Below are 15,132 nucleotides of genomic sequence, written 5' to 3' on the forward strand. Positions count from 1 at the left end.
GGCCGCGTGGTCCGGGCGACGCGGCCCGGCCGAAGCCGGAGGGGCGCAGCGGGCAGGGCGCAGCGGGCACGGCGCAGCCGGAGGGGCGCTAGGGCGTGGTCGGCTCGGGTGCGTCGTCGGCGGTGATGCGGTCGATCCAGGCGATCAGCTCGGCGAACACCTCCTCGCGGTTGGTCTCGTTGAACAGTTCGTGCCGGGCCCCCTCGTAGACCCGGTAGGTCAGGTCGGCGACGCCCGCGCGGCGGTAGCGGTCGACCAGCGCGTCACTGAACTCCAGCCCCTGGTTGAGCGGGTCGCGGTCGCCGACCAGCACGTACAGCGGCAGGTCGTCGGGGGCCTTGGACGGGTCGCCGAGCCGTTCGAAGGCGGCGGTGAGCAGCAGGCCCATGCTCGCGTCCGTGAGACCGAAACCGCACAGCGGGTCGGCGATGTAGGCGTCCACCTGGCTCTCGTCGCGACTGAGCCAGTCCGCCTCGGTGCGGACCGGCTCGAAGGCGGCGTTGAAGTAGGCCGTGGAGTCGGCGGCCCCGGACTCGACCATGCGGGACAGCAGCAGGTCCACGGCGGTGGTGCCGCACAGGGCCACGCCGTCGGCGAGGCCGGGGTGGTCGAGCAGGTACTGCTGGGCGGCGAACGAGCCGAGGCTGTGCGCGACCAGGACCAGGGGCAGGTCGGGGTGGCGCGACCCGACCTCACGGGAGAGGGCGGCCATGTCGTCGACGAGCAGGTTCCACCCGTTGTCGCCGAGATCGCCCGGAACGGCGTGCGTCGAGAGCCCGTGGCCCCGGTGGTCGTCGGCGTAGACGGCGTAGCCCCGGGCGTTGAGGGCCGCGGCGAGCGGGGCGTAGCGGGCCGCGTGCTCGCCCATGCCGTGGGAGATCTGCACGACCCCGCGCACGGGGTCCTCGGGCACCCACGCGTGGACGTGGATGGTCAGGCCGTCTCGACCGGTGAGTGTGAACATCGTCGACTCCTGCTGGGGGCGGGCGCGTACGGGAGCGGGGCCGCACACGGCCGTGGGCGCCCGCCCCGGAGGGCGAGGACCGCCGGGACCGACCGCGCGGACATCAGGGACATTGTCGCTTCACCGGATTCCCCGTCGCCGCCCGGGGTTCGCACCGACCTGGCCGTCGACGGGTCGCGGGACGGTGTCCTGTCGTCTGATCTGGCGGTTTCCCCGATTTTCGGCGCGCGCTGCGAAACAATGGGTGGCGTCGATGGAGCCAACGGAAGGCCAAGCATGGGAACCCCGGACAGGAGCACCGACGCCGACACCGAGCCGTCCGGTTTTCCGCGCACACGGGCGCGGGCGGCCGATCTGCTCCCCCGCCTGATCTCGGCCGAGGCCGAACACGACCTGCCGGTGGTGGAGTGGCGGCTGGACCACCAGGGGCGGCTGCTCGGCGAGATCCGCGACGGCGGGATGTCGGCCACCCGCAGCTGGGCCGACTTCTTCGGCGCGGCCGTGCACGAGCTGCCCGAGATCACCAACGCCTCGGGCCACCCCCAGGTCGCCACCGGCCTGGACGACTACCGGGGCGTCACGGTCGTGGTGAAGTCGCGGACCTGACCGCCGCGACGGGACGCGGGCGGGCGCCGGCGCGCCGGAACCGGGGCATGAGTGACGCGCGAGCGCTTGAGGGCGGGGACGCGGGCGGGCGCCGGCGCGCGGCGCGGTTGAGGGCAGGTGGCGCACGGGCGGGGACGGTCGAATCCGGGAGTGATTCCCATTTGTCCCCCAACACCCCTTGTCCGCGACGGGACGCACACCTACAGTCACTTAACACATATTCAGTGAGTGGCCGGATCCACCCCACGGCCCGCGCGGAATCCGCTACTTCGCGCGTGTCACGGCTCCGTCCACCGGCTGATCCCCGCTATCTGACTGGAGCCCCCGTGCAGCGCAGAAAAGACCGTCCCGCCCGCCGCGTCCCCGCCTTCGTCGCCACCGGAGCGGTGGCCGCCACCGCGGCGCTGGCCCTGACCGCCCTGGCCCTCCCCCACGGCGGCACCGGTTCCGCCACCGGCGGCAACGCCGACCTGGCCGCCGCCGCCGGGGCGCTGGTCTGGTCCGACGAGTTCGACGGACCGGCCGGCGCTGCCCCCGACCCCGCGCACTGGAACCACGAGACCGGTGACCACGGCTGGGGCAACGGCGAACTGCAGAACTACACCGACAGCCGGGAGAACTCGGCTCTGGACGGCGACGGCAACCTCGTCATCACCGCCCGCCAGGAGGCCGACGGCGGCTACACCTCCGCCCGGCTGACCACCCAGAACAAGGTCGAGCAGGCCTACGGCCGCTTCGAGGCCCGAATCAAGATCCCCACCGGCCAGGGGGTGTGGCCCGCGTTCTGGATGCTGGGCGATAACTTCCCCGAGACCCCGTGGCCGAACTCCGGCGAGATCGACATCATGGAGAACGTCGGGCACGAGCCGAGCACCGTCCACGGCACCGTGCACGGTCCGGGGTACTCCGGTGGGGGCGGGATCGGCGCCTCCTACGAGCACCCGCAGGGCGGCGCGTTCACCGACGACTTCCACGTCTACGCCGTCGAGTGGACGCCGGACTCCATCACCTGGTCGGTCGACGACGTCGCGTTCAACACCCTCACCCCCGCCGACCTGGGCGGGAACACCTGGGTCTACGACCACCCGTTCTTCATGATCCTCAACGTGGCCGTCGGCGGCGAGTGGCCGGGCTACCCGGACCAGACGACGAGCTTCCCCCAGCAGATGGTCGTGGACTACGTGCGGGTCTACGACCTCTGACCCGGGAGGACCGGCGGCGGCCCGCCACGTCCGCCGCCGGTCCGGCCGGTCCGCGCATCCGCGTGCGCGGACCCGCCCGGTCGGCGTAGCGTGCCCTCCACAGACGTCGACGCGAAGGAGTGAGCATGGCCGAGGGCACGGAACTACCCGAGCGCAGCCGACGGGTGGTCGAGGCGCTGGACCGGTTCGGATCCGGGGGCCGCGTGCGGGAGCTCCCCGCCTCGACCCGTACGGCGCGGGCCGCGGCCGAGACGCTGGGCTGCGAGGTCGGCGCGATCGCCAACAGCCTCGTGTTCATGGCGGACGAGCGGCCGCTGCTGGTGATGACCAGTGGCCGGCACCGGGTGGACACCGCCCTGTTGGCCGAGCGGCTGGGCAAGGGCACGATCCGCCGCGCCGAGCCCGAGGAGGTGCGGGCCGCCACCGGCCAGGCCATCGGCGGGGTCGCCCCCGTGGGTCACCCGGCGCCGGTCGAGACCGTGGTGGACGCGTCCCTGGCCGACTACGAGCGGCTGTGGGCCGCCGCCGGTACACCCAACACGATCTTCCCGACCGACTTCGCCGAACTGGTGAAGATGACCGGCGGCACCCCGGTCGCGGTGAACTGATCCGCCCGTTCCGGACACGGACCCGCGAGGCCCGTCCCGGCGGGCGCGGGGCCGTGCCAGCGGCGCGGGGCCGATCCGGTGGCGCGGGGCCGGTCCGGTGGGCGGTTCCGGGGCTCGAAAACGGCGTGAGAATCCACCGAGGATGGCCTAGGATCCGGGCGTGCCACACCGAGCCGATTCCGAGCCCCGCCCGACGCATCGCGATCACGCGGTCGACGACGCGGTCGACGACGCGGCGCGCCTGCTGCGCGACCCCCACTCCCGCTGGCGGGGCGTGCTCCGCCTCGCCGACGCGCTGGACTCGGGCGCCGGTCCCGACGCGGTGTGGGCCGCCGCGGGCACGGCGCTGCCCGGTGACCTGGACGGCCCCGCCGAGGCGGTGCTGGCGCTGGCCCGCGTCCACGAACGGTGCGTGGCGCGGGCCGACGGCCGTCCCTGGCCGGCCTGGCGCACCGCCGACCTGCCCGTGCCGGTCCAGGTGGCCTGGCTGCGCGCCGAACTGCACGCCGCACCGGCCGCGGCGCTGCGCCGCGAGCCGCCCGGCGAACTCCTCTACCAGGCCGCCCGGCAGGCCGACACCGCCCGCACCCGCCTGCCGGAACCGCTGGTGGCCGCCCTCGCCGAGAGCGGCGACCCGGTCCTGGCGGCCGAGGCGCTGCGCTGTGTCCGCGAAGGCCTGCGCGCCGGACTCCTCGCGCCCGCCCCGGCCCGTCGCCACACCGTCCGCCTGTTGCGCTCGGGGGCGCCGGGCGCGGTGGCCGACGCACTGCGCGAGCTCTGCGAGCCGTGGGCGGCGCTGGAACCGCTGTCCGCCGACCTGCTGACCGGTCTGCTCTCGGGCGGGACCCGCGGCCACGAGGTGACCGCGGCGGCACTCACCGCCGCGGCCCACCACGGCCACGGCGACCTCGTGCGACGGGCGGTGACCGATCCCGACCTGCCGCCGGGCGCGCGCCGACGCGCCCTCGAACTCCTCGGCGACCTGGCCGAGCGCGACGACATCGCGCCCCTGGTGGACCTCGCGGCCACCGATCCGCCGCTGTGGGGCCGGGCCGCGCTGACCTGTCTGAGCGGGCTGCACCGGCGCGGGCACTTCCCGCCACCGGAGGCCGCCCCGACCGTGGTCGCCCTGGCCCTGGCCGACCACTCGATCCCTCCCCGCGAGGCCGCCACGGTGCTCTACACGTGCCGACGGCAGGCGTGGGGTCCACTGACCGAAGCCGCTCCGGACGATCCCTCCTGGCCGCGCCGCCTGGACCTCCTGCTCGCCCTCGCCGAGCAGGGCACGGCGGACCTGCCCGTCGGAGCAGAGGTCACCCGGCTGCTGCCACTGGTCCCGACACCCGCGCCCTTCCTGAACGCCGTCCGCGCCCTGCGCCACCAGGACGCGGAGGAGGCGGTGCTCGCGCTCCTGCCGACCGCACCGGCGCCCGCCCTGCGCGCTCTGGAGGCCGTGGGCGGAGAGCGGACGGCACGCGCCCTGGCCGAAGGGCTCGGCCTCGCCGACGAACGCGACGGCGAGGGGAGCCTCCCGCGGGATCCGGCCGCCGGCGACGCCGGCACAGCGGCGCGCGCCGAGACGGGAGTCGACGGCGGGGCGGGCCGGGCAGGCGAGGACGAGGGCTCGGAGCCAGGCCCCGACGACCCGCCCACGGAGACCGGTATCGCGGTCCCGCTGCGTCCGGTGCGGCACGAGGCGCTCACCCTGCTCTGGCGGCTGACCGACACCCCGGAGCGGCGCCGGGCACTCCTCTCCAGGCTCGATCCGCACGACCTCCCCTCCGGTGTGTTGGCCGATCTGGGCGCGCCGGACCCGGCGGAACTGGCCGTGCTGGCCGCCCGCCTCGATCCCGACGATCCCGTGGGCTCGCTGCACACGGTGGCCGCGCACGGCGACGCGACCCCTCACGCCGTGCTGTCCGACCTCCTGCTGCGGGTGGTGGGCGACGTCGCTGCGGCCCGCGAACCCGACGCGGGCCCCTGGCCGCTCGGTGAGGGCGGCTCCCCCGAGGAACCCACCGTGCCCCAGAAGGTCGTCGGCGCGCTGAGCGACCTGGGGCGCCGGCTCCACGCGCGGGGCCGTATCCGCCCGGTCAGCCTGCTGGACGCCGCCGACGGCGGGGCCGCCGGTCGTGCGTTCACCGCGAGCCTCGCGTTGGACCTGGTGGAGCGCCCCGACCTGACCGACAACGAACTCGTCGTGCTGCTCGAACTCCTGACGCGCGTGCCCTTCCCGGGAACCCGTCCACGAGTGCACCGGCTGCTGCGCCACCGGGACCCGCACGTGCGCAAGCACGCGATCGCCCTGGTGGCCGGGCGGCCCACGGACGAAGAGGGCGGCGCGGGCAACGTGTGTGACGTCGGTGACGGCGCGCGGGCCCTGTCCGCCTCACTCGTCGCGCTGACCTCGGCCCCTGATATCCAGACCGTCCGACAGGCCGTCAGCGCCCTGGGCCGCGCCCGGGCGCGCTGGGCGAGCGGAGCGATCGCCGCCTGTCTGGACCACGCGAACATGAACATCCGCAAGACCGCCGCCCGGGCCCTGGTCGAGGCGGGCACCCCCTCCGCCGTTCCCGCGCTGCTGCGCCACCTGGGGCGCTCCGACAACCCGGGGCTGCGCGCGGAGCTCCTGCGCGCCCTGAGCGCGGTCCTCGGCGAGACCCGGACCGCGACGGTGCTCGCGGCGGCCGAGGGTACCGCCAGGCAGGCCCGCCGCCGGCTGTTGCGGAGCCTCGACGGCCTCCTGCCGGTGCACACGTGCGCGGCGCTGGCCGACCAGGGATCGCCGACGGCCCGGGACCTGCTCGTCCTGGTCGACGCGGGCGACGTCCGCCTGGCCGACGGCGTACCCGAGGATCTGGCCGCCGCGATGTCCGCGCACGGGGTCACCCCGGCCGCGGGCGCGACGTCGGGTCAGGGTCACGCGAACGCGGCGGCGGACGCCGACGTCGAAGCCCTGCTGCAACGGGGGTGGGACGCGGCGGTCGCACTGCGGCTGGCGACCCGGCCGGAGCCGCCCGACCCTGAACGGCTCCAGCGACTGCGTCCCCGCCTCGCGGAGTTCCTGCGGCTCGCGGAGTCCGGGCCGACCGCGCGCGTGCTTCGACTGGCGCTGCCGGCGTGCCCCGCGCCTCGATCCGAGGGGGAACGGCGCCTCCTGGCACGGCACGCCACCACGCTGGTGGACGGCCTCGCCGATCTGGCGGCGGCGTCCGGTGGCTCCCACAGGGTGTCGACCGAGGCATCGCCCGGCCGCGGGGAACCCGGCGCGGTCCTGGTCGATGAGTTGGTGGACGGCCTGGTCCGGGCTCTGGAGGAGGCGGCACCGATGCTGGCCGCGGACGAGGCCTTCGCGGCGGTGGAACGCCTGCGCACCCTGCCTCTGGGCGCCGTCGACGGCCGCCGATTGCTCCGGTCGCTGCGCGTACTGGGCGCGGTGCCGGTCCGATCCGACCTGGACCGGGCGCTGGCCGCGGCCCGGTCGGGCCCCGATCCCTGGGCGGCCGAGACGGCCGTTCTGCGCGAGGCGTTCGGGATCGGCACGGAGGAGGAGCGCTCCGATGCCCTCCCCCCGCACGAGGCGCACGAGCCCGGCGCCGATGACTGGGACCGCGCGCTACGGGCGGCGGTGCGCTCGACGACGGATCTGTCGGACCTGCGCCGCACGGACCTGGCCGCCGTGGCCGGCACGGAGGTGAGAACGGAAACGACCGACGAGCCGGACACGACCGAGAGAACTGGCGCGACCGAGCGATCGAACACGGCCGACGGTCCGGGTACGACCGCTGAGGCCGGGTCCACCGTTGCCGACGGTCCGACCACAAGGAGCGGTGGGGCCGGGGCGACCGGTGGGATCGGTACACGGCGGCGTCTGGCCGCCCTGGTCGAGGTGTACGCGACCGCCGAGCCACAGGTGCGCCCCCTGCTCGTGGACTGGATGTGCGACCTGCAGCCGCTCGGCGCCACGCCGTGGACCATCGGAGAGGACGCCCGAGCGCTCCCGGAACCGCGCCCACGCGCCGTACGCGACGACGACCTCGACCAGCCGCCCTCCCTCGCCCTGCGGGAACGGCTGCTGGCCCTGCTCCGGGATCCGGGGCACCAGCGCCACGACGGCGCCGCCCTCAGGCTCGCGAAGTGGCCGGATCCGGGGGTACGCCGGAAGGTTCTCGACGCCTACCTGCGGGGAGACCTCGCCCTCCCGCTCGGCTTCTACCTGGGCGACACCCTCACCGATGCCCTGGCCACGGCCGACCCCCGGATCTGGCGCGCGAAGGAGATACGAGCCGAACGCCTCCTCCACGTGGCGGCGTACCTGACCCCGGCAGCCCTCCTCCCTCTGGTGCCCCTGCTGTTGGAGTGGTGGGAACACGGCCCCGCCGACCTGCGCCCGAACGTGGTGAACCTCCTGCACCGCGTCCCCGCCGACGTCCTCGCCGGCCACCTGCGCGAGCGCGTCGAATCCGGTGACCACGGATGGCTCGACCTGTTCAGGGGCCGACCGCTCCTGCGCACGGCCTGGCTCACCCGAACCGTCGACCGGCTGCGCGCCCAGGGCCGTACCGACCTCGCCGACGATCTCGAGCTCGTCGACGGCCCGGTGTGCCCGCCCGGGACCGCCGCGCGCCGCGCCGACGCCGTCCTGCGCACTCTGCGCGAGCGCCGTCCGCCCGCGGCCCGGCCGGAGCCGCAGGGGAGCCCCCGGGCGGACCTCCTCCGCCTCGCCGGGACCAGCGACCCCGAGATTGCACGCCGAGCCCTGCGGGCACTGGTTGAGGACCATCGCGGCCCCGGCCCGGACACCGACCCCGCGCTGGTCGACCTGCTCACCGATCTCCTGCAGCGGCCGCGCCCCAAGGTCCGCCTGTACGCCTACCGGGCCGCCCGGGAGCTCCTGGACCGCGACACCCACCTGCGTCTGACCGTGCTCCTGCTCGACGATCCGCGGCCGGACGTGGTGCGCATGGCCGTGCGAACCCTGTGCCACGCCCGTTGGGAGGCCGCGATCCCCGAGGTGGTCGGCCTGCTCACCCACGCACACGCCGTGGTCCGGGCCGCCGCCGCGCAGGGGCTCGCCGACATAGGTACGGCCGCCGTCCCCGCGCTCAGGTACGCCGCCGACCACGCTCGGCCCGACCGGCGCGACACCTACGCCGAGGTCCTGGCCCGGATCGAGGCCGACCACGACTGATGCACTTCACGGAGTCCAGAGCGCCGGCCCCTCGGCCCCGTGGGCGAGGAGTGCGTGGTTCGACAGGTCCGGATCGGCGTGGGCCCCGCCCCGGCCGGAGAGGACGCGAAGGGACGGTCCCTCCTCTTCCAGGAGTTCAGGAGGACCCGGGTCGGTGGAGCAGGGTGTCGCAGCCGAGACCGCTCCATCCCTGGCCCTCACCGTCCGGGGTACGGAGGACGACGGCCGGTTCCTCACCCGGGCCCGCGCGCCCGCCGCCTTCGGCCAGGCACCCGCGCCGCGCCGGCGTCCACCGCTCCGATCGGCGCTCCGGGGCTTTCCCGGGAAGGGACGAATTCCTTCCCGAGAAGAGTGCGCCACCGAAGAACGCGGTTTCCGCGGAATTGCGCCGAACCGCCCCGCCGGGGGCCATGGACGAGAACAAGGGGCACGACAGCCTCCTCAGAAACACAACGCACGCTGATCCGGCGCATCGGAGTCTCGGAGCATCGGCGTCTCGAGAATTCATGGTGCCACGCCGAGTCCTGGATTTCCTCCTTGTCGGGAGAAATCATGATGCGCCGCGGCCCGCGTAATTCGCCGCGGCCCGCGTAATTCGCCGCGGCCCGCGTAATTCGCCGCGGCCCGTGTGACCGCCGGAACAACACCCGCCACGCGCGGCTCCTCGAACGGACGCTCCCGGGCACCGGTCAGTCGGCGGATCCGGCCGTCCGGCGGGCGCGCTCGGTGTGCCGGCGGGACTTGGTGCGGTTGCCGCACACGCGCATCGAGCACCAGCGGCGGCTCTGGTTCTTCGACCCGTCCCAGAAGACCCATCCGCACGTGTGCTCCATGCACCGCTTCATCCGCACCGACCGTCCCGTCGACACCAGGTCGACCCAGTCCAGCGCGAGCCGCACGCAGGCACGGCGTACGGGCGCCAGCCCCGGCGCGGGCACGAGGATCGCACGGCCCCCGGCCGCCGAGGTGAGGCTGACCAGGACGGGCAGTTCGGCCAGGAGCGCGTCGGCCCGGGCCAGCGGATGCGGATCCGGCTCACCGGTGGCGACGAGGACCTCGCGGATCCCCGTGCGCAGGTCGAGGCACGCGCGGTGGTCGGCCTCGTCCACCCGCGTCCCCGGTTCGACCAGGCCGGCGTCGACGAGCCATCGCGCGAGGAGGCCGGGGTCGGCCAGGTCGTCGCGGCCGCTCTCCAGGTCGAACGTGTTGGTGAACCGTTCAACGCGCCGTGCCGCCGCAGGCTGCTCCATCGCGTCCCGCCTCTTCATCAACCGGTCATCTATGAACACAGGATAGCAAGTTCTCACCACGATGCCTTGTGGGAGTGTCACTCCTCAAGGATAGTATCCACCAAAAGCTCTTTGGGGGTTACGATGACCATCGCGGAGACGTCCACCGAGGACCGATCGAGCCGACGCAACACCAGGGTCCTCGTGGCCTTCACCGCCGTCACGAACATCGCCGACGGGGTGCTCAAGGTGGCGCTCCCCCTCCTGGCCACCCGGCTGACCGACTCCCCCGGTCTCATCGCCGCCGTGGCCATGACCCTGTCGCTGCCCTGGTTGCTGACCGCCCTGCACGTGGGCGTCCTCGTCGACCGGTTCGACCGGCGGCGCCTGCTGTGGATCGCCGACCTCACCCGGGTGGCGGTCATGGGCGCCCTGGCCGCCGCGCTGGCCGCCGGGCAGCTCTCCCTGCCGGTGATCTACGCGGGCGGCGCCCTCATGGGCCTCGCCGAAGTCGTGGCCATGACCTCCGTCGCCGCCATCGTCCCCTCGGCGGTCGCCCCCCGGCTGCGCGAACGGGCCAACGCCTGGGTGGCCGGGGCCGAGACCGCCTGCGGCGAGTTCGCCGGGCCGTTCGTCGGCGGACTGCTGGTCACGCTGGGCGCCACCTTCGCCCTGGGCGCCACCGCCGCCGCCTACGCGGTCGGCGTGCTGCTCCTGCTCCTGCTCGTGGGGCACTTCGCCCCGTCCGCGCAGCCGCCGACGACCACCGTGCACCACCGGCTCGTCGAGGGTCTGCGCTTCCTGTGGCGCAACCGCCTCCTGCGCGGGATGGCCGCGATGATCTCGGTACTGGCGGCCTGCTGGGGCGCGTGGACGGCGCTGATGCCCCTGGTCGCCACCTCGCTCCTGGGCCTGGACGAGCACGAGTACGGGCTGCTGCTCAGCTGCCTCGGCGCCGGGGGGATCGTCGGCGCCTTCAGCGTGAGCTGGGTGAACCGGCTGCTGGGGCAGCGGTGGTCGATGTTCGCCGACCTGCTCGGGACGGCCGCGATGGTGGCGGCGCCGGCCCTGACCGACGACCTGGCGGTGATCGGCGCGGCGGCCTTCCTCGGCGGGATGGGCGGGACGCTGTGGACGGTCAACGCCCGCACGATCGCCCAGCGCCTGGTGCCCCCGCAGATGCTGGGCCGCTACAGCGCGGCCGCCCGGCTGTTCACCTGGGGCGCGGTCCCCCTCGGCGCAGGGCTGGCCGGGGTGGTGGCCGAGTTCGCCGGGGCCCGTGGCACCTTCGGGCTCTTCGCGGTCGCCGCCCTGGCCATGGCCGTGCCGTTCCTGCGCGTGCTCACCCCCTCCGCGCTGGCCGAGGCCCGCGCCGCCCGCTGACCCACCCGGATCGAACGCGTCGACGGCGGCGGCGACGGCACCGCGGAGTACGGGAGCGCCACCGCCGCCGCTGCGCAGGCCCCCGCGGGGGCGTCCTCAGGGACCGGGCGCGCGTCCCGCTACGATGCGGCACATGCTCTCCCCCACCCGCGTCCGCACCGTTCCCGTGCTCGCGGTCGCCTGCGCTCTCGTGCTCTCCGCCTGCTCGGCCCTGGCCGAGGACGACCGGCCCGCGTCCGCCGAGCCGTCGGCGATCAGCCCGGACGCCGTGGTCGACTGCGCGGAGAACGGCGACTGCGGACAGCCGGGGGCGGTGCGCTGGTCCCTGCCCTTGGACGGCGACTTCTACCTGGAGCGGCACGAGCAGAGCGCGCCGCAGCTCCGGCCCGCCGGGCACTGGCTGGACGGCCGACACCCCTCCCCCGGGGCGGTGATGGCCGACGGGATCCTCTTCGTGCACGTGGCCGACACGGTCACCGCGGTGGACACCGTTACCGCCGCGACCCTGTGGACCGAGTCCCCAGGCTTCGACGTGGCGGCGCTTCGGATGATCGGGCCGACCCTGGTGGTGAGCGCCGCCGCCTCCCGGGACGACGGGACGTCCCTGCGTCTTCTCGACGTCGACCGCGACGGGGCCCGGGCCATGGAGCCGGACCTGCCCGAGGACCTCGACCACGTGGATGTCCTGACCGCCGACGACACACACCTGGTCCTGCGGGAACAGCTGCCCTGGGACACCGAGGAGGACCCCCGGTACTTCCTGGTGGAGGCGGCCACCGGACAGGTCGAGTGGTCCGCGCGCCTGGAGTCCGGCGGCGCCCACGCTCTGGCCGACGAGACCCTCTACTTGATCTACGCGCCCGAGGACGAACCCGCCTTCGTCGCCGCGGTCACCGGCGGGGAGCGGACCGCGGAGTTCGGGGTTCCCGAGTCGGCCGGCGCGAACAGCGAGCCGTGGGCGCTCCCCGGCGGCCCGCTGCTGTGGGACACACCCGACTGCGGCTCAGGGGATGCCCGGTGCGGTGGAGAGCGGATCACCGCCGTCGACCCCGACGACGGCGAGGTGCTGTGGACCCACCCGGCGCCGGGGCGGATCGTCTCGACCACCGCCGGCGAGGAGGTCCACGTCCGCGACGAGGACGGCCACCGCACCCTGGACGCCCGCACCGGCGAGATCCTCGCCGAGGACGGTGACGTCGACCCCGTCGCCCTGCTGGACGAGTTCGGCGCCGAGCGCCAGGACTTCGGCCCCGGGATGTCCGCGCAGGAGTACGACCTGCTCCCGGTCCGGCCCACCGGCCCCGGGGTGGACGCCGCCCCCCTGGAAGGCCTGGCGGCGGGGGCCGAACACCTGACCGCCTACGAGGGGACGGAGGGCGAGGTCGTCGGCGTGTACCTCGGCTGCGCCCCGGACGGTCTCCGCCCGCCTTCGATGGCCGCGCCCACCGGCGGCACCACGTGCGCCGAACCCCGCCTGTTCACGGTGGACCACTGACCGGGGGGGCTCACCACCGGGATCCGCAGAGCGGCTCCGCGCAGCGCAGGTACCGCGCGTCGGCATCGAAGTCGGTCCAGCCACTGAAGGAGGCGTGCGACTGCCCCTGCCCCCACAGCATGTGCGGACGGTCCGCCCCGTCCAGGGCCAGGACGGTCACGGCCGGTTCTGCCCCCGTAAGCGCCTCCAGCGGGGTCGCCGAGGTCCGCGCACAGCTCCGGTCCTGGCAGGACAGCAGCACCAGGCGCTCCTGGACGAAGTCCGGGGTGAGCACGTGGACCCGGTCCTGGGAGTCCACCGCCAGCCCGGGCACCGGGCGGGCCCAGCCCGGACCGGTGACGGCGGTGTCGGTGAACTCGGCGCACAGCGGGTCGTGGCAGTCCACCACCCGGGCCCGACCGCCCTGGGGCTCCCGGTAGGCCAGAACGGGGGTGCCGTCGGAGCGGAACTCCACGCGGGCTCCGAACCGGCCCCGGAGGCGGCTCTCGTGCTCGGAGTAGAACCGCTCCCCGCGGATCTCGGTGATCTCGGGGTCCGTGCACGACTCCTCGGCGCAGGCCACCACGGACAGCGTCCCGCGGACGGTGTCCGTCACGGCCATCGCGTATCCGCCGCCCGGGGAGGCGGCGGGGGTCAGGAAGTCCCCGTCGGTGAGGAAGCCGCCCACCGTCAGCTCCGGTGGGAACAGGACCGTCTCGGGGTCGGCGCAGGAGGTGTCCGCGCACAGGTACAGGCGCAGTCCGCCCGGGTCCGCCCCGGCGTCGTCGTCGTGGCGCACGGAGGAGGCGACCAGCAGGCGCCCGTCGGCCAGCCGGGTGATCCCCGAGGCGGTGTCGTAGTGGTCGCCCGTGAAATGGCGGAGCTGAACCTCCTCGTCGGGGGTCTCGCAGTCCGTGACATCGGCGCAGGACATCCAGTAGAGCCCTGAGTCCGGATGCGGAGCGTAACGGGCCCCGTCGTTGGGCGACGCGTCCTCGTGCAGGTACTCGCGCCAGACCGTCCACTGGGCACCACCGTCCCCGACCAGCACACCGTTGCCGTGCCGCCCCGGGCTTCCCTCGTGCACCGAGCGGCACTCGGGGTCGCACACCTGTACGTCCACCACCCGGCCCGCCGCGACACCGATCATCGCCCCCTGATCGGTCGGTCGCATGCTCACCGAGAGTTCGTCCCCGCCCACGCTCACGACCGGGTGGGAGTCCATCTCCGGCAACCCGAACGGGTTCGCGGCCAGCAGCGCCGGGCCCGACAAGGGGGCCCCGAACACGGCCAGGACCAGGGCCGGTACCACGACCGCCCGGGGCCCGCCCAAGCCCGAGGAGCGGTCGGGCGCGGGCTCGGGCAGCCGCGCACCGACACGGACCAGGTCCAGGGCGCGCACGGGTCCCTGGTCCGCGTGCCGGTGCTGTTCACGCGGCAGGCTGACGAGTCTGCCCCGTTCGTCGTAGCGGGCCGGCCTCGGCGTGGCGAAGGGGTTCTCCGGTCCCGCGGTGCCGGAGTAGACCACGGCGGCGCAGGCCAGAAGCAGGGACAGCGGTGCCGCGAGCAGACCGGCCAGCACCGTGGTGGCCAGCAGGACGGGACCGCCCTCCACCAGGTCCGTCCACCGCAGCAGAGCCCGTTCCAGCCCGGTTCCGGCGGCCACCGACACCCCGTAGGACAGGGACACCAGGAGCAGGTGGGTGCCGAATCGGCGCCGGGCCAGACGAGCGGCCTCCCACAGGGCACGGAAGGGACCGTGCCCCTCCACCAGGGCCAGTGGCAGCGACACCGTCAACAGGGTCAGCAGCGGGATCAGCGCGCCGAGCACCAGGACGGCCGTCAGCACCTCCTCCCACTCCGCGGACAGGGCCCACAGGAAGAAGGCCAGGGAGCCCACGAGGAGGGTGATCAGGAGCAGGATCCAGGTCAGGGTGGTGAAGTAGCGAGGCAGCGCCGCTCGCCAGGCCTGGCGCGGCGAGATCCGGCGGCCCAGCAGGGCGGCGGTGCCCAGCAGGGTGGCGCCGCCCAGGACGACCGGCGCGACCGCCAGTCCGAGGAGCACGGCGATCCCGGTGGCGACCAGGTAGGGGGTGGCCAGCGGGTCGATCGCGGTCTCCGGCGCACCGTTGAGGTAGACGCCGTCGCGGGCGGGCGCCACCAGCAGTGCCTGGCCCAGCAGGGTGATCGGCACCGCGGGCAGGGACGCCACGACGAGCAGGGGCCACAACCGGCCCGCGTAGACCGCGAAGACCCGGTGGAAGAGCGCGGCCCAGTCGTCGCACAGGGCCAGGTCGGTCGGGGCCGCGTCGCCGCCGCCCGCCTCCTCGCCGTCCCCGTCCGGGCGGTCCTCCCGCGCCGTTCCCCGGCCGTCCGGCCTGTCCATCGGTACCCCGTTTCCGTCAGGTGTGCGACGGCAGACTACTGGCCACCAGGCCGGCGCCCGGGGCCCGGGGCCCGGGGCCCGGGGCGGCC

At 74.7% G+C, this 15,132-nt stretch carries 9 protein-coding genes; 6 read left to right on the forward strand and 3 right to left on the reverse strand.

Going from position 1 to position 15,132, the window contains the following annotated elements; translation table 11 throughout:
* Window positions 1–88: 88 nt before the first annotated feature.
* A complete protein-coding gene (locus tag DFP74_RS25460; RefSeq protein WP_121185452.1) occupies window positions 89–964 on the reverse strand; it encodes an alpha/beta fold hydrolase in 876 nt (291 codons plus the stop codon).
* 276 nt (window positions 965–1,240) lie between these two features.
* On the opposite strand from DFP74_RS25460, the gene DFP74_RS25465 reads away from it, so the two are divergent.
* From DFP74_RS25465 to DFP74_RS25480, 4 genes are all read left to right on the forward strand, one after another.
* The gene (locus DFP74_RS25465; protein WP_121185454.1) at window positions 1,241–1,570 is read left to right on the forward strand and encodes a hypothetical protein; all 330 of its coding nucleotides are present in this window, start codon (window positions 1,241–1,243) and stop codon (window positions 1,568–1,570) included.
* Between the two features lie 386 nt (window positions 1,571–1,956).
* The gene (locus tag DFP74_RS25470; protein ID WP_370013526.1) at window positions 1,957–2,772 is read left to right on the forward strand and encodes a glycoside hydrolase family 16 protein; all 816 of its coding nucleotides are present in this window, start codon (window positions 1,957–1,959) and stop codon (window positions 2,770–2,772) included.
* Window positions 2,773–2,897: 125 nt separating this feature from the next.
* A complete protein-coding gene (locus tag DFP74_RS25475) occupies window positions 2,898–3,380 on the forward strand; it encodes a YbaK/EbsC family protein (RefSeq protein ID WP_121185458.1) in 483 nt (160 codons plus the stop codon).
* A gap of 160 nt (window positions 3,381–3,540) precedes the next feature.
* On the forward strand, window positions 3,541–8,571 hold the full coding sequence (locus tag DFP74_RS25480; RefSeq protein WP_121185460.1) for a HEAT repeat domain-containing protein: 5,031 nt from the start codon (window positions 3,541–3,543) through the stop codon (window positions 8,569–8,571).
* A gap of 689 nt (window positions 8,572–9,260) precedes the next feature.
* On the opposite strand, the gene DFP74_RS25485 is transcribed toward DFP74_RS25480, so the two are convergent.
* Window positions 9,261–9,821, reverse strand: a complete 561-nt coding sequence (locus DFP74_RS25485; RefSeq protein ID WP_121188511.1) for a CGNR zinc finger domain-containing protein — start codon at window positions 9,819–9,821, stop codon at window positions 9,261–9,263.
* Between the two features lie 123 nt (window positions 9,822–9,944).
* Between DFP74_RS25485 and DFP74_RS25490 the strand changes: the two genes are divergently transcribed.
* Both DFP74_RS25490 and DFP74_RS25495 read left to right on the forward strand, forming a co-directional pair.
* Complete coding sequence (locus DFP74_RS25490; protein ID WP_121185462.1) at window positions 9,945–11,183, forward strand: MFS transporter; 1,239 nt, start codon at window positions 9,945–9,947, stop codon at window positions 11,181–11,183.
* A gap of 133 nt (window positions 11,184–11,316) precedes the next feature.
* The gene (locus tag DFP74_RS25495; protein ID WP_158613059.1) at window positions 11,317–12,678 is read left to right on the forward strand and encodes a PQQ-binding-like beta-propeller repeat protein; all 1,362 of its coding nucleotides are present in this window, start codon (window positions 11,317–11,319) and stop codon (window positions 12,676–12,678) included.
* A gap of 10 nt (window positions 12,679–12,688) precedes the next feature.
* On the opposite strand, the gene DFP74_RS25500 is transcribed toward DFP74_RS25495, so the two are convergent.
* The gene (locus tag DFP74_RS25500) at window positions 12,689–15,043 is read right to left on the reverse strand and encodes a hypothetical protein (protein WP_121185466.1); all 2,355 of its coding nucleotides are present in this window, start codon (window positions 15,041–15,043) and stop codon (window positions 12,689–12,691) included.
* Window positions 15,044–15,132 lie beyond the last annotated feature (89 nt).

It is taken from the genome of Nocardiopsis sp. Huas11 (assembly GCF_003634495.1).
GTDB lineage: Bacteria > Actinomycetota > Actinomycetes > Streptosporangiales > Streptosporangiaceae > Nocardiopsis.